Annotated in this window: 18 protein-coding genes; 13 read left to right on the forward strand and 5 right to left on the reverse strand. The window is 62.0% G+C overall.

Annotated elements, in window-relative coordinates:
* Positions 1-293 precede the first annotated feature (293 nt).
* From V3330_RS16490 to V3330_RS16510, 5 genes are all read left to right on the forward strand, one after another.
* Positions 294-749: a PaaI family thioesterase gene (locus tag V3330_RS16490; RefSeq protein ID WP_354696550.1), complete on the forward strand. Its 456-nt coding sequence runs from the start codon at positions 294-296 to the stop codon at positions 747-749.
* Positions 750-858: 109 nt separating this feature from the next.
* Entirely contained in the window at positions 859-1,152 is a 294-nt protein-coding gene (locus tag V3330_RS16495; protein WP_354696551.1) for a hypothetical protein, read from the forward strand.
* Positions 1,153-1,224: 72 nt separating this feature from the next.
* Positions 1,225-3,441, forward strand: coding sequence for a TonB-dependent receptor (locus V3330_RS16500; protein ID WP_354696552.1), 2,217 nt, complete (start codon positions 1,225-1,227; stop codon positions 3,439-3,441).
* A gap of 86 nt (positions 3,442-3,527) precedes the next feature.
* The gene (locus V3330_RS16505) at positions 3,528-3,788 is read left to right on the forward strand and encodes a hypothetical protein (protein ID WP_354696553.1); all 261 of its coding nucleotides are present in this window, start codon (positions 3,528-3,530) and stop codon (positions 3,786-3,788) included.
* Positions 3,789-3,813: 25 nt separating this feature from the next.
* Entirely contained in the window at positions 3,814-4,821 is a 1,008-nt protein-coding gene (locus tag V3330_RS16510) for a hypothetical protein (RefSeq protein ID WP_354696554.1), read from the forward strand.
* 1 nt (position 4,822) lies between these two features.
* Here V3330_RS16510 and V3330_RS16515 read toward each other — a convergent pair whose 3' ends face one another.
* Complete coding sequence (locus tag V3330_RS16515) at positions 4,823-5,950, reverse strand: prephenate dehydrogenase/arogenate dehydrogenase family protein (protein ID WP_354696555.1); 1,128 nt, start codon at positions 5,948-5,950, stop codon at positions 4,823-4,825.
* Positions 5,951-6,221: 271 nt separating this feature from the next.
* Here V3330_RS16515 and V3330_RS16520 point away from each other — a divergent pair, with 271 nt between their 5' ends.
* From V3330_RS16520 to V3330_RS16535, 4 genes are all read left to right on the forward strand, one after another.
* On the forward strand, positions 6,222-7,163 hold the full coding sequence (locus V3330_RS16520) for a DMT family transporter (RefSeq protein WP_354696556.1): 942 nt from the start codon (positions 6,222-6,224) through the stop codon (positions 7,161-7,163).
* Positions 7,164-7,213: 50 nt separating this feature from the next.
* Positions 7,214-7,867 carry an NAD(P)-dependent oxidoreductase gene (locus V3330_RS16525; protein ID WP_354696557.1) on the forward strand — a complete coding sequence of 218 codons (654 nt, stop codon included), beginning with the start codon at positions 7,214-7,216 and terminating at the stop codon, positions 7,865-7,867.
* Between the two features lie 26 nt (positions 7,868-7,893).
* A complete protein-coding gene (locus tag V3330_RS16530) occupies positions 7,894-8,883 on the forward strand; it encodes a cyclase family protein (RefSeq protein WP_354696558.1) in 990 nt (329 codons plus the stop codon).
* A gap of 102 nt (positions 8,884-8,985) precedes the next feature.
* Positions 8,986-9,402, forward strand: coding sequence for a VOC family protein (locus V3330_RS16535; protein WP_354696559.1), 417 nt, complete (start codon positions 8,986-8,988; stop codon positions 9,400-9,402).
* Between the two features lie 48 nt (positions 9,403-9,450).
* Here V3330_RS16535 and V3330_RS16540 read toward each other — a convergent pair whose 3' ends face one another.
* A complete protein-coding gene (locus tag V3330_RS16540; protein ID WP_354696560.1) occupies positions 9,451-9,918 on the reverse strand; it encodes a pilin in 468 nt (155 codons plus the stop codon).
* Between the two features lie 251 nt (positions 9,919-10,169).
* Between V3330_RS16540 and V3330_RS16545 the strand changes: the two genes are divergently transcribed.
* Complete coding sequence (locus tag V3330_RS16545) at positions 10,170-11,882, forward strand: DUF885 family protein (protein WP_354696561.1); 1,713 nt, start codon at positions 10,170-10,172, stop codon at positions 11,880-11,882.
* 143 nt (positions 11,883-12,025) lie between these two features.
* On the forward strand, positions 12,026-12,541 hold the full coding sequence (gene msrA, locus V3330_RS16550) for a peptide-methionine (S)-S-oxide reductase MsrA (RefSeq protein ID WP_354696562.1): 516 nt from the start codon (positions 12,026-12,028) through the stop codon (positions 12,539-12,541).
* A gap of 66 nt (positions 12,542-12,607) precedes the next feature.
* Here the strand turns inward: msrA and V3330_RS16555 are convergent, their stop codons facing one another.
* From V3330_RS16555 to V3330_RS16565, 3 genes are all read right to left on the reverse strand, one after another.
* Positions 12,608-12,748 (reverse strand): hypothetical protein, encoded by a 141-nt coding sequence (locus tag V3330_RS16555; RefSeq protein WP_354696563.1) that lies wholly within the window; start codon positions 12,746-12,748, stop codon positions 12,608-12,610.
* Positions 12,749-12,831: 83 nt separating this feature from the next.
* A complete protein-coding gene (locus V3330_RS16560; protein WP_354696564.1) occupies positions 12,832-13,383 on the reverse strand; it encodes a BON domain-containing protein in 552 nt (183 codons plus the stop codon).
* A 249-nt stretch (positions 13,384-13,632) separates the two neighbouring features.
* Complete coding sequence (locus V3330_RS16565; protein ID WP_354696565.1) at positions 13,633-14,025, reverse strand: acyl-CoA thioesterase; 393 nt, start codon at positions 14,023-14,025, stop codon at positions 13,633-13,635.
* 173 nt (positions 14,026-14,198) lie between these two features.
* Between V3330_RS16565 and V3330_RS16570 the strand changes: the two genes are divergently transcribed.
* Together V3330_RS16570 and V3330_RS16575 are read left to right on the forward strand one after the other, a co-directional pair.
* Positions 14,199-15,746 (forward strand): flavin-containing monooxygenase, encoded by a 1,548-nt coding sequence (locus V3330_RS16570; RefSeq protein ID WP_354696566.1) that lies wholly within the window; start codon positions 14,199-14,201, stop codon positions 15,744-15,746.
* A 1-nt stretch (position 15,747) separates the two neighbouring features.
* A complete protein-coding gene (locus tag V3330_RS16575) occupies positions 15,748-16,539 on the forward strand; it encodes an SDR family oxidoreductase (RefSeq protein WP_354696567.1) in 792 nt (263 codons plus the stop codon).
* Positions 16,540-16,627: the final 88 nt, after the last annotated feature.

Here is a 16,627-nt window from a genome sequence, read left to right on the forward strand (position 1 = left end):
TGGCGAAATCATGGTTCTGTACCCCATATAAAAAATGTTGATGGTTCCCGGGGCCAGACGGCGCCCGGGCTGCCGTGATCCTTTTTATTCATACGCCTGCGAACCGGTTTCTTGCCGGTTCGTCCTAATTATCACGGCCAGCCAGGCTCTCATTCTACAAAATTCATCAGAACATTTTTTTGGGCCCGGGGGGTTTAGCCACACCGGGCGCCGCCGCTACACAATCCCGCCGCGCGCGGTTACCATGCTGCGTCTCGATCCGAACGAGATCCGGCCAACCGGGATACCTCACCGTGAACAAACAACCCAATTCCGAAATGTGCTTCATCTGTGGGCGCAGCAACCCGGTCGGGTTGTACATGCGCTTCCAGGACGATGGCGAACACACCGTGGTCAGTCACTACACGGTACCTTCCCACTACCAGGGTTACCCGGGCATTGTTCACGGCGGCATCCAGGCCGCGATGCTGGACGAGGTCGTGGGCCGGGTCGCGATGATTGGCGATCATCACCACTTCATGATGTCGGTGACCCTGGACGTGAAGTATCGTCACCCGGTGCCGGTCGGTGTCCCGCTCAAGATCAGCGGCCACATCGTCCGGCTGCGCGGCCGGCTGGGCAGGGCAAGAGGCATGATCGAACTGCCGGACGGGACCCTCGCCTGCGAGGCGGCCTTGACTCTGGCCGACGTGCCGCGGGAACTGCTCGCACAGACCAACCCGGAACTGCTCAACTGGAATGTGGATTGAGACGAAGAGCCGGACGCGAGCCGGCCCCGTTTCGGACCCGGCCGTTGCAATCGTGACGTCCGTGACAAGAGTCGTTTACCACGGCATCCATATCGGTTAGATTTACCCCATGAACCTGTGCAGAACCGGCTGGAGCACCCTGGCGCGTATCGCGCTCCTGGCGCTGTTGCTCGCCGCACAGGGTGCCGTACTCGCGCATGGCGTCGACCACCTGGACGTATCGGGCGACAACCTGTGTGCAGTCTGCTCGGCCAGCCATGTGCAGGGCGCAGCCACGCTGGACACCGGAACGGTGGCAGCCACGCCAACCGCGTCCGATATCAAGACAGCAAGCCCGCAGTCCGGTCCGGTCTCATCATGGACCGACCGGCCTCACGCACGAGCCCCTCCCTCCACTCTCTGAAACACAACCAATGCAAGACCGCCCCGCTCCGTGCGTGGCGGACGGAATTCCGTTCAGAGAGGATACAAGTACATGTTTTTGCGCAATAATTCGTTTTTGGCGCTGGCAGCCTTGCTGCTGGCAGGGGCGCCCGAACTCGCCCACTCCGCGGCCAATGGCAGCGATGATTCCCTGCCCGAGGGTGAGGACCGCATCCATGGCGAGAGCCATGAACACGAAGTGCTGGAGGAAATTGTCGTCACCGCGACGCCCCTGCGACGCGACATCATTGAAATTTCCCAGTCCGCCACCGTGCTGAGCGGGGCAGCGCTGCAACGCGAACTCGGCAACAACATCGGCGATACGCTGTCCCGGGTGCCGGGCATGAGCAATGCCAGCTTCGGCCAGAATGTCGGCCGTCCCGTGATTCGGGGACTGCAAGGCGCCCGCATCGGTGTGCTGACCAACAACATGGCGTCCAGCGACGCCTCCGCGGTCAGCCAGGATCACGCCGTACCGGCCGAGCCCTTCCTGGCCGACCAGGTGGAAGTGCTGCGCGGCCCCGCGACGCTGTTGTACGGCTCCGGCGCGATTGGCGGTGTGGTCAATATCGTCTCGCACATCATCCCGAACCAACGCCCGGAGGGCGGCCTGGAAGCCCGCGCCATGGTGCAGGGGGACAGCGCCGCGGATCAGCAATTCGGCGCGGGACGCATTGATTTCGGCGTTGGCGATTTCGTGCTGCACGCCGATGCCTTCGTGCGCCGTTCGGACGACTATGAAATTCCGGGCGAAGCCGAACTCTACGAGGAACACCACGACGAGGACCATGGGGACGAAGAAGACCATGGGGACGAGGAAGAGCTTCACGAGGCCGGGACAGGCGTGCTTGAAAACAGCTTTCTGGACAACGAAGGCGGTTCTCTGGGGGCCGCCTGGATGAGCGACCGCTGGCGGGTGGGACTGGCCTGGTCCGGCTACCAGTCCGACTACGGCATTCCCGGCGCCCACAGCCATGAGGGCGAGGAGCACGACGACCACGACCACGACGAGGGTGACCACGACGAGGGTGACCACGACGACCACGAGGGCGAAGAATCCGATGAGCATGCCGAAGATGAAGCCCTGGTGACCATCGGGTTGGAATCGAGCCGGGTGGACGGCGAACTGGAAGGCACCGATCCGTTCAAGGGCGTAGAGCGCCTCAAGTTGAAACTGGCCGTATCCGACTACGAACACACCGAATTCGAAGGTGACGAGGTGGGGACGGTGTTCACCAACGACACGTTCGACGCCCGGCTTGAGCTGCGCCATACGCCATGGGGCCGCTCCGAGGGAGCGTTTGGACTGCAATACACTGACCGCGATTTCGGCGCCGCGGGCGAGGAAGCCTTCGTGCCCGATTCAAACACCCGTACCGGCTCGATTTTCTGGGTCGAGTCGGTCGATTTCGGGAGCTGGATTCTGGATGTCGGCGCCCGCTACGAGGATGTGGATGTCGACGCCAAAGACGCCGGAGTCAGCGTGGACGATCGCTCCCGTTCGTTCACACCGTTCAGCGCCTCGGTCGGGGCCGTCTGGCACGTGAACGAGAGCAGCCATCTGAATTTCAACCTGTCACGCGCGGAACGCGCACCCACCGACCAGGAACTGTTCGGCGAGGGCCCGCACCTCGCCAGCCAGACCTTCGAGATCGGCGACTCCAGCCTGGGTACGGAAACCAACCTGCACATGGAAATCGGCTACCGGATGCATCAGGGGCGGCTGACCGGTTCGATCACGTTCTACACGGATGCGTTCAGCGATTACATCTACCAGCGCGACACCGGTCTGGAGGAAGATGGCCTGCCGGTGCGCCGATGGTCCCAGCAGGACGCCGACTTCTGGGGCGGCGAACTGGAACTTCGCTATGACGCGGGGCGCTGGAGTTCAGGCCACTGGCAGGGCTTCGTGTTCGCCGATGCCGTGCGCGGAGAATTCGACGACGACTCCAACATCCCGCGCATGCCACCGCACCGATTCGGGCTGGGAATCGACTGGGACCGGCAAGCCTGGGCCGCCAACGTCACCTGGATACACGCCGCCAGGCAGGACCAGACAGCCGTTTTCGAAACGGAAACGCCCGGCTACGATCTGCTCAACGCCGAACTCTCCTGGGCGTTCTGGCAGGACGGACGCGCGCAATGGGAAGCCTATTTGAAAGGCCACAATCTGCTCGACGAGGACATCCGTAACAGTACCTCGTCCCTGAAGGATCAGGCACCACAGATCGGGCGTAACTTCGTCTTCGGAATACGCGCGGCTTTTTGAGGCCGTACTTGCCGAAAATCCCGCTGCCTCTGGTACGGCCAAGCCCAAAGTTTTACCCTTTGCGCATGAGCCAGGAGAGCAGCGGGATGAGCATACCCCGAATTTTCGCGGAACGAATCAGTGCAATCGAACCCGATGTCAATAACGGCAATATCAAACTGACCTTTGCCGTCAATGGACGCAAGGGCAGCGAGGACACGGCCCAGATCATCATGCACGTCAACGATCTGCGCCGTGCGTTCGGCGAAGTGTTCGAAGTGGTTCAACGCACCTATTTCGACCCCAAACGGCCGGCCACCGACACATCGGTGGCCGGCAAGCCGCTGGATGACCTGACCGCGGACTGACTCAGCGCAGCGCCAGACCATCACCATGCGCACCTACGCCCACATCGGCCAGCCCAAGTGCGCTTCCACGGCCCTGCAAACCCGGTTTTTCGCGGTCCATCCCGAGTTGTATCACCTGGGCAGCGGATACCGCGGCGATATCGGCAAATACATCGATCGCGACGTGGCCCGGGTCGTTGAATCCGGCCTGCGCCACCAGAAGGATTTCCTGTGGAACGCCGGCGACGCACGCAAGGTCATGGCTCGCCACTCGGCAGCAGCGACGGGCGCAACGGCGATTGGACTGTCGTGCGAGTTTCTGGGCTTCACGCTCGGCAACGAGATCGACGTCACCACGAAGGCGCGCCGCCTGCGCCAGATGCTCGGAGACGACGGACGAATCGTGCTGGTCTTCCGCGAACAGATGAGTCTGTTGCAGTCGCTGTACACGGAACTGGTCAAAGGCGGCTACCCGGGCAGCTACCGCCGGTTTCTTGAATACACCTGGCTGTTTCAGGACCGTAACTGGTGCCTGGACTTCTGCCACGACCGTCTGCTCGCGTGCCACGCGGAAGTATTCGGCCGGGACCGGGTCATCGCGCTGCCATACGAGTTGCTGCAGCGTGAACCCGGGGTGTTTCTCGACCTGCTATGCGAGGGTCTTGGCATCGCCCCGTTCGACGAATGGCCAACGATTCGAAATGCGCGGCCTCCGCTGGAGGAACTCGAATTGCGGCGCCGCTTCAACGAGAAATGGCCGCACGGCTTCGGTAGCCCGTTCTTCAACCCGTTTCATGCCGAACGCCTGCGGGCCTGGTTCGAGGATGAACTGGGTGTGCGGGTGCCGCTGGAACGGGCCCTGGACGATGCCATGATCTCCCGTTATTCGGCGGCAGCGCAGGAACTGGCCTCGCGCCACCCGACCCCGCCCCTGGATCTCGACGCTCCCGACGGCATTACCACCCGGCTGCAGGACCTGTATGCAGCTTCCAACCGGGCGCTGGCCAGCCAGGTGCCGTTCGACCTGGCTTCGCTCGGCTACCCGATGAGCTGATTCAGGCCCCCGGCTGCCGGTCGGCACGAAGCCGCCGGTGGGCCTGTTCCATGGACCGGCTCCAGAATCCTTCGTCCTGCTCGATGATGGAGCGGTACAGACCGTCCAGCACGTCGCGGAAATGGGCGACCACGTCGGGGGTCTTCACATTGCCCTGCTGGATTTCGTAATACAGGTGGGGATTTTCAGACACGACCTGGGCGGCGACCTGAAGCTGGGCATTGAAAGTGCTGCTTGAAATCTGCCGCAGCAGGGGCACCGCCTCACCGCTTTGCGCCAATGCGCTGGCGAACGCCACGTTGACGAGGTGGGACAGCCCCAGAACCCAGGCCATGACCTCGTCGTGCTCTTCCAGGCTGAGATCGACACATTCCGCGGCCGTATGCGCGAACAGGGCCCGCGCCTCGGCGAGCGCTTCGGCATGCCCGACGTCGACGAACAGGATGTGACGGCCGGAAAGACCGATTTCGTTCGGGCCGAACATGGGATGCACCGAGCAGACACGGCACCCGGACTGCCTCATCGCTTCCAGCCCGCTGCGCATGGGACTCTTCAACGAACCAATATCGAATACCAGACCCCGCGGCCGCAACTCGGCCAGACGGTGCAGAATATCGTTGGACGGCCGCAGGGTGACCGCGACCACTACCACATCGTAGTCGTCGAGCGCGGACTCCCAATCGTCGATGCGACCAAACGGTGTTTCGCACTCGGCCGGGTCCGCCACGTCCACCCGGTAACCGACCATGTCCAGGTAGCGTGACATCCATTCGCCCATGCGGCCCAGGCCGCCGATGACCAAAGCCCGGCGTCCCTGGCCGTGGTCGGTCTGCGACAGCTTGTTCGTCTCCTGGTTACCCAGGGAGTGGTGAATCAGGGTTTCCAGAATCTCGCGGGCCATTTCTCCCGAAATGCCCCTGGATTCCGCACGTTCCATACCCCGCTCGATGACTTCCCGCTCACGCTCATAGTGCCGCAACGGCAGTCCCGTCTTGAGTTTGTGATTGCCGATGGTCGTGACCACGGCCTCTCGTTCGGCGATCAGGTCAATGATGCCATCGTCGATTTGATCCAGGCGATCGCGCAGACGCGCCAATTCATCGGGTGTCAGGGTTTTATCACGTTCCATTGCGTGTACTCGCATAGCCGAAGAGCGGCGACAGACCCCGCATTCTATGGGGTCGGAGGCGTCGACTCCACCATGAATTCAGGCCGGAACGAGGGTGTCGGGCGCAGATGGCAGACATGAGCGTTCAAGCCATCACCCCAACCACGACGCCATCCCTGGATTAGTAAATATTCAGAAATAATTATATTCATAAATTAATAATTATTTTCATAAGTGCACTTGGTATCGTGCTTTCCATCATCTGGATTCACCCATGACCGGGAACAGCGCCATGCAATCAAACCACCACACCGAAAACTCCGCTCATGCCGGCATGCTGCTGTGGGCCGTCATTGTCGGACTGTCCTTTCCGGTCGTCGGCCTGATGTCTCCCGGAATGCCGCCACTGCTCCTGACCTCATTGCGCTTCGCGATCGCGGCCGCCGCCCTGTGGCCATTCGCTCGGCGTGCCGCCGGCGGACCTCCCGGGCAGCGAGCCCGGATGCTGTATGCCTTGATGGGACTGTGCCAGGCCGGCTTCTTCGGTTCGATGTTCTGGTCAGCGCACCGGGTCAGCGCGGTTTCGATGTCCACGCTGTACGCGACCGTGCCCCTCATCGCCTACGTTCTGGGTCGCCTGTTCGCGGTCGAGACCCCTGCCGCCCGCATGCTGCGGGTACTGTCCCTTGGCGCCGCCGGGGCCATGGCTTTGGCCTGGGCGCAGCACCCGGGAGGTGTGAACGGCATTCCGCTGGGCTGGGGCGAATGTGTTTTCTTCGCCGGTTGCGTGGCCTCGGCGCTCCACCCTGTACTCACCAAATGGGGTCTGCGACACGGTGTGCTGCAAGGTTCCGCGACCGTGCGCACGTTCTGGAGCCTCGTTGCCGGCAGCATTCTCATCGGCCTCGCGGGCCTGCTGGTGGAGAATCCAATCGGACTGGGCTCACTGACGTGGCTCGATGGTGGATTGCTGATCTGGCTCGGCGTGTTTTCAAGCGGCGTCACGTTCTGGCTGACCCAACGTGCCGCCGCGGCTCTCACACCGGCCGCGGTTACCGCGTACAGCTACCTGGTGCCGTTCGTTTCCTTGCTGATCCTGTTCCTCCAGCACCCCCGGAACCTGGGCTGGCACTGGCTGCCGGGGAGCCTTCTCGTGGTGACCGCCACCTGCCTGCTGGCCGGCCCTGGCGCCGGATCCAAATCCCGGACACCGCGCCACGCGCCTTGTTCCTGAAACTGAACCCGAACCCGAACCCAAACCCAATCCTGAAGGAGACCTGCACCATGAACATTACCGTATTCGGAGCACGCGGCAGCGTTGGAAGCCGGATCACGCACGAAGCGGTCGCACGCGGCCACTCGGTCACTGCGGCGACCCGCCAACCCCCGATTCCCGGGCGGGAATCGCTCACGAACGCCGCCGGCCGCCTGCAGTATCGCGCGGCCGACGCCACCTGCCCGGAGGATGTCATGCAGGTCATTGCCGGCCAGGACGCGATCATTGCCGCCACCCGCCCCCTGTCCGGCCACGAGCCCGAGCTGATCGCTTCCACCCGCACCCTGCTGGACGCGGCCGCGGCAACCGGAACCCGGTTGCTGATCAGCGGCGGTGCCGCCACGCTGAAGGTGCCGGACAGCGGAATCCCCGTTCTCGAAGACACGCGCTATCTCCCGCCCGCGGCCCGACCGATCGCAATGGCCTGCGCGGAACAATTGGCCCTGTGCCAGCTCAACCCGGCTTCAGACTGGACGTACTTCAGTCCCGCCGCCTCCCTTTTTTCCGGTGAACGAACCGGGCGGTTCCGTTTGGGCACCGACGATTTGATCGTCGATGAGCAGGGCGCATCCCGCCTGTCCCTGGAGGACCTCGCAGTCGCGGTGCTCGACGAAGTCGAGCAGATTCGATTTCGCCGCAGCCGTTTCACCGCGGCATACTGACAAACGCCATCGAAAGGAGAAACACCATGAAGCCATTAGCCATCCTCTCCCTTGGTCTCTCACTCACCGTGCTGACACTCGGCTTCACGCCCCCCGTTCAGGCGGAACGCGAGGCGGGTGTCAGCCCCTGGGGCCCCCAGGATGAAATTGGCCGACTCAACCTGATCACCGAGTCATCACGAGCCCGGATTCTGTCGCGCGTCCGCGGCGGACGGATATACGACCTGTCGGTCGACTACTACATCGGCATGCCCAGTTGGCAGGCAGCGGGCGATCCCCACTATCGCATGTGGATGACCCACACTCCGCATGGCACCGTCATCGATGACCCCCTGAATGTCGGCGTGCCCATGAACGAACACGTCAGCTACACCGGCGCGGCGATTTCGCTGTACACCCACATGGGCACCCACATCGACGCGCTGAACCATTTCGGCCTGGATGGCCGGATCTGGAACGGTTTCCGGGCCGACGAACACGTCGGTGACCGTGGCTGGAACGTCGCCGGAGCGGAGAACATTCCACCGCTGATTGCCCGGGGCGTGCTGATCGATGTCGCAGCCGCGAAGAATCAAGACATGTTGCCGGATGGTTACCGCGTGACACGGGACGACCTGATCCAGGCATTGGCCCGCCAGGACACCCGCCTCGAGGAAGGGGACATCGTTTTGATTCGAACCGGCCGCATGCAGGTCTACGAAGACGCGGCGGCATACATGAACAACCCGCCGGGCATGGGCCTGGAAGCCGCCCGATTCCTGATCGAAGAGGCCGGCGCCATGGTGGTCGGTGCGGACAACCTCAGTTTCGAATCGTTTCCATCTGAGCTGAAAACCGACTACGTTCCCGTGCACACCTACCTGCTGGCCCAACAGGGCGCACCGATTCTGGAGCTGGTTTATCTGGAGGCCTTGTCGGCCGACCGGGTATACGAATTCGCCTTCATCGGCGGCCCGTTGAAACTCCGGGGCGCCGATGCGGCCCCGTTGCGGCCGATCGCCGTGCCCGTCGACTGAATTTACGAAACCAGGCCCCGTCACTGTGGCCCCTGGCTCACAATACGGCTACCCTCAGGCAAACGCCGTTGTCGTAGGCCCGAAAGCACAAGGAGATTGAAGATGCGACAACCCAATCCGATCAATATCCGCCGGATCGACCACGTGGTCATCCGGGCGAACGACCTCGACCGCATGCTGGATTTTTACTGCGATGTACTGGGATGCCGCCTGGAACGCGGCCCCGGTGACATCGGCCTGGCCCAATTACGGGCCGGCTGTTCCCTGATCGACATCGTCGCGGCGGACGGGCCCATCGGCCGCAGCGGCGGCGCCGCGCCCGACCACGCCGCGCCGAACATGGACCATGTCTGCCTGCTGGTCGAACCGTGGGACCGCGCGGACATCGAAGCCCACCTGGCCGCCCACGGCGTTGAGAGCGGCGATGTGGAAGCCCGTTACGGAGCGACTGGACAGGGTCCGTCCCTGTACCTGAAGGACCCGGAAGGCAACACCGTCGAACTCAAGGGCCGGACCTGACCCGGCGGGTCCGGGGCCGCACCAGCGGCCCCGGACCGGCATGGTTGTTCAGCCCTCGCAATCCTCGGGCAGCAGATCCGGCTCGAGGCCGCCGCCGCCGCAACTCCAGGTCAGCGCGTAACTGCCGTTTCCAGCCGCTTGCGCTTCGACATAGATGAATTGATCCTCGCCCGCCACCGGGTTCTCGATCACGCCTTCTTTGAGGTAAACGCGAATGGTGAATCTGCCCTTGCTGTCAGCGGGCTTGACGACCATGTCACGCACGTATTCCGGCGGCGCAACGGTCGATGTGATCATCAGCTCCGCTTCGTTCTGGGTCCCTGGCAAGCGGCCATTGAGCATGTAGAACTCGGACAGTTTGCGTTTGGACTCGCCGGCGAGGTTGAACGCCTCGGTCAGCTTGGCCTTGGTCATATAAGACTTGTACTCGGGTACCGCGAAGGTCGCGGCCACGCCAATGATGGCGAATACCAGTACGAACTGCAGTCCTCCAAAACCCCGGTTGCGATTTTTCATGATGCTCCCTCCTCCGTGAAAGATTCCCGTGCCCAATGCACCTTGTAAAACGCAGCACTTATCGTGCCAACCCTGAAAAAGACGCTAATTTCTTCCAAAATCAGAAAACGTCTGAAAAATCAATCAAAAATAACGACAATTGAGGGCATTTACTGACACTATTCGTCCGGTGCAGCACTGCGGGCGCCAACCCGGCGACGTGCGATTGGGCAGATCGCTATACTCGCAGGTACCGAATCGAGGAGAGACAGATGAGCATTTTGAGGTGGGCGGCAGCGTCCCTGTGCGTGGTTTTTTCCCTTCCATCCCAGACGTTCGGCGACGAGCTGGATCCGGGTTTCGAAGCCCTGGTGGACACGTACCTGGCCGAGTTCCGCGGCGTCGGTGACGGCCCGTCCATGACCAACGACGGCAGCGCGGCCTGGTTCGAAAACCGCCTCGAGAAGGCACGGGAACTGCTCGGCGCTCTGCATGCCGTCGATCGCAAGGCACTGTCTTTCGATCAGGACATCGACTACCGCTACCTCGAAGGCATTTTGAAGAGCCGCATCCAGGACGGCGAAAAAGTACAGTACTGGCGCAGAGACCCCACCCTGTACCTGCGCATCGAGCCCATCGTTTCGGCCCGCGGCGGATTGCTGTATCTCGAGGACCGGCCGGTGGAAGAACGGGCAGCAACCATTATCACCATCATGAAAACCCTGCCCGACCGGTACGCGAACGCCCAAACCAATCTGCAGGTGTATGTTCCGTTGTGGCTGAAACCTTCACTCGGTCTGCTGGAAGGCGCCATTGAAACCTTTGAATCCGATGTGGCCCGTTTCGCCGACCGGGTGCCGGCCAGGCGCCAGGAGCTTCTGGCCGAAAACGAAAAGGTACTGTCGGCGCTAAGGGGGTTTCGCGACTTTCTGGAGAACGAATGGCCCAAACGGCCGGAAGGTGACTGGCGCGTGGGCGCCGAACTCTTTGATGCCCGCATGCGCGAGCTGTATCACGTCGACCTCGATGCGGAATCGTTTTACCAGTGGGGCCGCGAGCAATACGCCGAACAACTTCGCGTGCTGGAGCGCGCCGCCGAGCGGGTCGGTGACGGACGCGACTGGCGCCAGATCGAACGGGATCTGCAGGACGATCACCCCAGCGAGGAAACCATGCTGCAGGCCTTCCACGAACAGGTTCGCAGGGACCGTCCGTGGCTTCTCGAGAACGACCTGCTGACCATCCCGTGGGATGAGGAAAACGCGGCCGCGGCCGTCTACACCCCGGCCTACTACAACAAGCTGACCTTCACCGGCTTCGGCGGCGCGCCGCGCGCGGCCGGTTCGACCTTTCCCGGCGCCGTGATGCTGGCGCCCATCGATCCGGACTGGAGCGCCGAGGAGAAGGAGCGCTTCCTGCGCTCGCACAATTATGCTTTCATCACCGCGCTGATGCCGCACGAGGTGTATCCGGGACATGGGCTGATCGCGCTCTACGACAACCACAACCCGCGCAAACTGCGCACTTACGAGAGTTCCTACAGCAACCAGGCCTGGTGCTATTACGTCGAATGGATTCTGACCCCGGACTTCGGCTACTACCCGGAAGACAAGCAGGACGAATACCGGGTGGAGATGGAACGCCTGAAGTTGTGGCGCTACGCGCGCGTGATCTACGACGCCGGCATGCACCTCGGCAAAGTGAGCGTGGACGAGGCAGTGCAAATGATGACGGACGATGTCATGTTCGCCGAACCGTACTCCTTCCTGCAGGTGCAGGGTTCCACCCACGGCTACGCCCGGACCGGCATCGCCACCTGGGGTTACCACCAGTTTATGGCACTGCGCGACGAGTACTTCACACGCATGTACCTGATGGGCAGGAAGGGTTCACTCAAGGACTTTCACGACCGGGTACTGAAAATCGGCACCTTGCCGTATGCCCTGATGCGCGAAGTCCTGTTGCACCAATTGAACGAGGCCTGATTCCAACCCTGGTATCGTGCGGTGAAAGCCGGACGCGCGATGCGCGGTCTTATCAGGACCGGACAGAAACGCCATATCCGGTGCCGGGGTGAATGCCACTCGCGAAGACCTTCGCTCAGGCTCTCAAAACACAGGAGAACACAATGTCAGGCAAATCGGAAACCGCCATCCTGGCGGGTGGTTGCTTCTGGGGCGTACAGGATCTGCTGCGCAGACGTCCCGGCATCATCAGCACCCGGGTCGGCTACAGTGGCGGGGACGTCGAGCACGCCACCTACCGCAACCACGGCACCCATGCCGAAGCCGTTGAAGTGGTGTTCGACCCGGAGCAGATCAGCTACCGGGATATCCTGGAATTCTTTTTTCAGATTCACGACCCGACCACATTGAACCGCCAGGGCAATGACCGGGGCCTGAGTTACCGCTCGGCCATCTTTTACCTGAGCGACGATCAGCGCCAGGTGGCGCTGGACACGATCGCCGACGTGGAAGCTTCCGGATTATGGCCCGGCAAAGTCGTCACTGAAGTAACCGAGGCCGGAGCGTTCTGGGAAGCCGAACCCGAACACCAGGACTACCTCGTCAATCATCCGGGCGGCTATACCTGCCATTTCGTACGGCCGGACTGGAAACTGCCGAGGCGGGCCAAAGCCAGCTGAGCGGTTCGGCAGAAACAAGAAAGCCCGCCGCGTTGCGCGGCGGGCCGGGTTACTGACTGTTACAGATCAGCCGTCAATCTCGTCGGCCGCATCCTCGACTTCATCTGCGGCGTCCTCAACCTGATCCTCGAACTCGGTGTCCTGATCACAGGCACCCAGAAACAGGCCTGAACTCAATACCAGCAGTGCCATCCAGAAATTCTTCATGATTCAGCTTCCTCCTCGTTGATGGGGGCCCGCGCGGGCGCGCGGGCTCCATTCAGGGCTTTTCGTTCATGGACTCGCAGTTTTCAGGACCGAACGTCCAGGTTGTTGATCACCTTGGTGACCCCCGCCACCCGGGCTGCGGCCGACAACGCGGCGTCACGTTCGGTTTCGCTGTCCACGTGACCGCCAAGGCTGACAACGCCACGGTCAACCTCGATATCGACCTTCAACGAATGCGCCACGGGATGGTCCGCCAGTGCCGTCTTGACGCGGGCCTGCAGAACCTTGTCGTCCACATATACCCCGGTGGTCCGGTCGTGTGACTGAATCCGCAGGTTGTTGTCCACGATGGCGACGCCTTCGATGGACATGAGAATCTCCTGCGCCCTGTCGCGCTCCTGTTCGTTGTCGACGAAGCCATTCATCTGCACCCGGTCCTGATCGACTTCCAGATCGATCTTGATGGCATCGGTCACGGGGTCGGCCGCGAGGGCGGCCTTGGCACGCGCGGCGATGCTCATGTCATCGATCACCTGACCGGCCGAACGCTCCTCACCGGCTGCCACAGCCGCCGGAATCGCGGCCAACAGCGAAGCGGAAAAGAAAAGCGCCATGTGACGTTTTTGATACTTCATGTTATTCCTCCATTTTCCCGAAAGGGTTTGATCACTCACCCCCACTCCATGCAAAGGACATGCCAGGCGACGGCAGCCAGTGGCGACTGGATCGCGCAAAGCCTGTTGGAACAGGGTTTTCGGCGGATCGGGATGGTGCGACCGGTGTTCTGGAGGAGGGCTGGCCGCGTGCACCGCTACCGCTGGGGACGGTAGTTTCTCCAAGCCGATGGAAAGATTTGCCGACGGCGCGGGGCCGGGGTCGGGGGCTCAGTCGGCCTTAACCGCCCGCGGGTTGCCGTCCTCGTCGATGGCGACGAAGACGAAATCTCCCTGGGTCACCTTGACGGACTGCTCGGCGTGGTAGCGGCTCCAGGCTTCGACCCGGATTCGCATCGAGGTTCGACCGACCCGAAGCAGGTGTGTATAGCAACTGACAACCGCGCCCACCGGAACGGGATTGAGAAACGACATGCCCTCGATGGCGACCGTGGCGATTCGCCCCCTGGCGGTGCGGCGCGCCGTGACCGCGCCGGCCAGATCCATCTGCGATACCAGCCAGCCACCGAAGATGTCCCCGTTCCAGTTCGCGTCCGCCGGCATGGCAATGGTTTGCAGCGCCAGGCTGCCTTCGGGTGTCGTATCGGATGTGTTCGTGTTCATGGTCCTGGCTTCCCGCGATTGTGGGCCGACTGTATCAGAACCAACGGCGCAGAGAACGCACACGGTGTGAGATCGGCCAAATGGATGATTGCGGGCACCGTATTCGTCTCTTAGGATAGGTGCGGCGAACGCCCCGTAAATTGATGCACGAAAACCCCTGGAGACCGGCGCCTATGGCTTCTACCTCAGACCCCACTCGGCCCACGGTCGCCATTATTGGCGCCGGCATCGCCGGACTGTGCACCGCCCGCGTTCTGGGCAAACTCGGATTCGAACCCACCTTGTATGAAAAGGAAGCCGAACTCGGCGGGGTGTGGGCCGCCTCCCGGCGCTACCCCGGACTCACCACCCAGAATCCCCGGACCACTTACGAGTTTTCCGATTTCCCGATGCCGCGGGATTACCCGGAATGGCCCAGCGGAACGCAGGTCCAGGCTTACCTGGAACAGTACGCACAGCATTTCGGTATTACCGAAAATCTCGAATTGAACGCCGAAGTACGCAGCCTGGAGTACGACACGGAACGCAAACGCTGGAACATCGCGTGGGCGCCTTCCGGCAGTGATCAGGAAGCCGCGGTGCACGAGCGGACTTTCGACTACGTCGTGGTATGCAACGGAATCTTCAGCGTTCCAATGATCCCGCGATTCCCCGGTGACGAACGCTTTGCCGGCCAGATCATCCACACCAGCGAATTCAACGACGTTGAAGCCGCGCGCGATCGTAATGTCGTCATCATCGGATACGGAAAGTCCGCCTGCGATGCGGCCAATGCCACGGTCGGCATCAGCCGCAAGACCACCGTGGTCGCTCGCAGCCTGATCTGGAAGATCCCCAAGAAAATCTACAACATCCTGAATTTCAAATACCTGTTCCTGACCCGGCTGGGCGAAGGACTGTTTCCGTATATCCGGATTCGCGGATTCGAGAAGTTCCTGCACGGACCCGGCAAACCGGTGCGTAATTTTGCGATGAACAGCGTCGAAGCCACGGTTGCGAAACAGTTGCAACTCGAACGCATTGGCCTGCGCCCGAACAAACCTCTGGAGTCCATCGCCCGGAGTACCGTGAGCCTCGTGACCGACGGGTTCTACGAGAAAATCCAGAGCGGCGAGCTCGGTTTTGAAAAAGCGGAAATAAAAAACCTGACCGAAGACGCGATGGAATTGTCCAACGGCAAGACCGTACCCGCCGACCTGATCGTCTGCGGCACGGGCTGGAACCAGACCACGCCATTCTTTTCCGCGGAACAGATGAAGAAGATCACCGACGAGCGTGGAAACTATCGCCTGTACCGGTCGATGGTGCCCGTCGGCGTGCCCCAACTGGCGTTCAATGGCTACAACTCCTCGTTCTTCAGTCAGCTCAATGCCGAGATCGGCGCCTACTGGATCGCGGCTTTGTTCCTGGGCCAGATCGAGCTGCCCGCCGAAGACGAGATGAATCGGCGAATAGATCAACGACTGGCCTGGATGGAAGCCCGCACTGACGGCAAGCACTCCAAGGGCACCAACATCATTCCGTTTTCCATTCACCAGATGGACGAATTGCTGGCCGACCTCGACGCCGGATTCAATCCCGTTTCACGCTTGTCACAGTGGCTGATGCCCGTGACCGGGTCCAACTATCGCGGCGTGACCCGCAAGCTGATGAAGAAGCTGCAGACACTCTCCGGCGGCCGGACACAACCCCCCGCCGCTGAAACCGTTCAAGGAGCATGACGTGACGAACCTCAAGCAGAAAGTCGCCATTATCACCGGCAGCGCAGCCTCGATCGGCGAGTCGATCGCCCGCCATTTTCATGAATGTGGCGCAGCGGTGGTCATCGCCGACTGCAATGCGGAAGGTGGCGCCGCACTGGCCCGGGATCTCGGTGAGCGAGCAGTTTTCGTGGAAACCGACATCACCGACGATTCGGCACTGGATGCGTTGGTCGAAGCCGCGGTCGAACGCTTCGGATCACTGGACATCCTGGTCAACAACGCCTGCTCCTATGGCGACGACGGCCCGCAAACCGACCGCGACACCTGGCTAGGCACGCTCAACACCAACGTGGTTTCGGCCGCCCTGCTGGGCGAAAAAGCCCGGCCGCACCTGAAAAAGGCTGGCGGCTGCATCGTCAATATCGGATCCATTTCCGGTGTTGCCCCGCATATTCATCGATGGGCCTACCCCGTCTCCAAGGCGGCGCTGATTCACCTGACCCGGACCCAGGCGGTGGAATACGCCGACGACGGCATCCGGGTGAACCTGCTGCGCCTGGGGCACATCTGGTCCGCCCCGTTCGCCGGACTGACCGGCGATGATCGCGCGCACGCCGACAAGGTCGTGACACCCTATAACCTCAAGGGCAGGGTCGCCGATGGCAAAGAAGTCGCCCAGGTGGCGGCGTTCGCGGCGAGCGAAGAGGCCTCGTACGTGACCGGCGCGGAAATTCCCGTCGATGGCGGATACACGACCCTCGGCCCCGAGCGGCGCGATCCGCTGATGGCACTGTTGAGCCGCGAAGCCTGAACCGTTGATCCCCGGAGCGGTCTCCACCGCTTCGGGGGTCGCCATCGAAAAGCAACGGCCGAACGAGCCGGCCACGGATCAGCTACCC

Origin of the sequence: Elongatibacter sediminis (genome assembly GCF_037892215.1) — a bacterium.
Classification (GTDB): Bacteria; Pseudomonadota; Gammaproteobacteria; order Xanthomonadales; family SZUA-36; genus Elongatibacter; species Elongatibacter sediminis.

Bases quoted from the DNA above. Each gene is read 5' to 3' on its own strand.
- V3330_RS16495 (WP_354696551.1), top strand. From the start codon at position 859: ATGAACCTGTGCAGAACCGGCTGGAGCACCCTGGCGCGTATCGCGCTC.
- V3330_RS16500 (WP_354696552.1), top strand. From the start codon at position 1,225: ATGTTTTTGCGCAATAATTCGTTTTTGGCGCTGGCAGCCTTGCTGCTG.
- V3330_RS16505 (WP_354696553.1), top strand. From the start codon at position 3,528: ATGAGCATACCCCGAATTTTCGCGGAACGAATCAGTGCAATCGAACCC.
- V3330_RS16510 (WP_354696554.1), top strand. From the start codon at position 3,814: ATGCGCACCTACGCCCACATCGGCCAGCCCAAGTGCGCTTCCACGGCC.
- V3330_RS16515 (WP_354696555.1), bottom strand. From the start codon at position 5,950: ATGGAACGTGATAAAACCCTGACACCCGATGAATTGGCGCGTCTGCGC.
- V3330_RS16520 (WP_354696556.1), top strand. From the start codon at position 6,222: ATGCAATCAAACCACCACACCGAAAACTCCGCTCATGCCGGCATGCTG.
- V3330_RS16525 (WP_354696557.1), top strand. From the start codon at position 7,214: ATGAACATTACCGTATTCGGAGCACGCGGCAGCGTTGGAAGCCGGATC.
- V3330_RS16530 (WP_354696558.1), top strand. From the start codon at position 7,894: ATGAAGCCATTAGCCATCCTCTCCCTTGGTCTCTCACTCACCGTGCTG.
- V3330_RS16535 (WP_354696559.1), top strand. From the start codon at position 8,986: ATGCGACAACCCAATCCGATCAATATCCGCCGGATCGACCACGTGGTC.
- V3330_RS16540 (WP_354696560.1), bottom strand. From the start codon at position 9,918: ATGAAAAATCGCAACCGGGGTTTTGGAGGACTGCAGTTCGTACTGGTA.
- V3330_RS16545 (WP_354696561.1), top strand. From the start codon at position 10,170: ATGAGCATTTTGAGGTGGGCGGCAGCGTCCCTGTGCGTGGTTTTTTCC.
- msrA (WP_354696562.1), top strand. From the start codon at position 12,026: ATGTCAGGCAAATCGGAAACCGCCATCCTGGCGGGTGGTTGCTTCTGG.
- V3330_RS16555 (WP_354696563.1), bottom strand. From the start codon at position 12,748: ATGAAGAATTTCTGGATGGCACTGCTGGTATTGAGTTCAGGCCTGTTT.
- V3330_RS16560 (WP_354696564.1), bottom strand. From the start codon at position 13,383: ATGAAGTATCAAAAACGTCACATGGCGCTTTTCTTTTCCGCTTCGCTG.
- V3330_RS16565 (WP_354696565.1), bottom strand. From the start codon at position 14,025: ATGAACACGAACACATCCGATACGACACCCGAAGGCAGCCTGGCGCTG.
- V3330_RS16570 (WP_354696566.1), top strand. From the start codon at position 14,199: ATGGCTTCTACCTCAGACCCCACTCGGCCCACGGTCGCCATTATTGGC.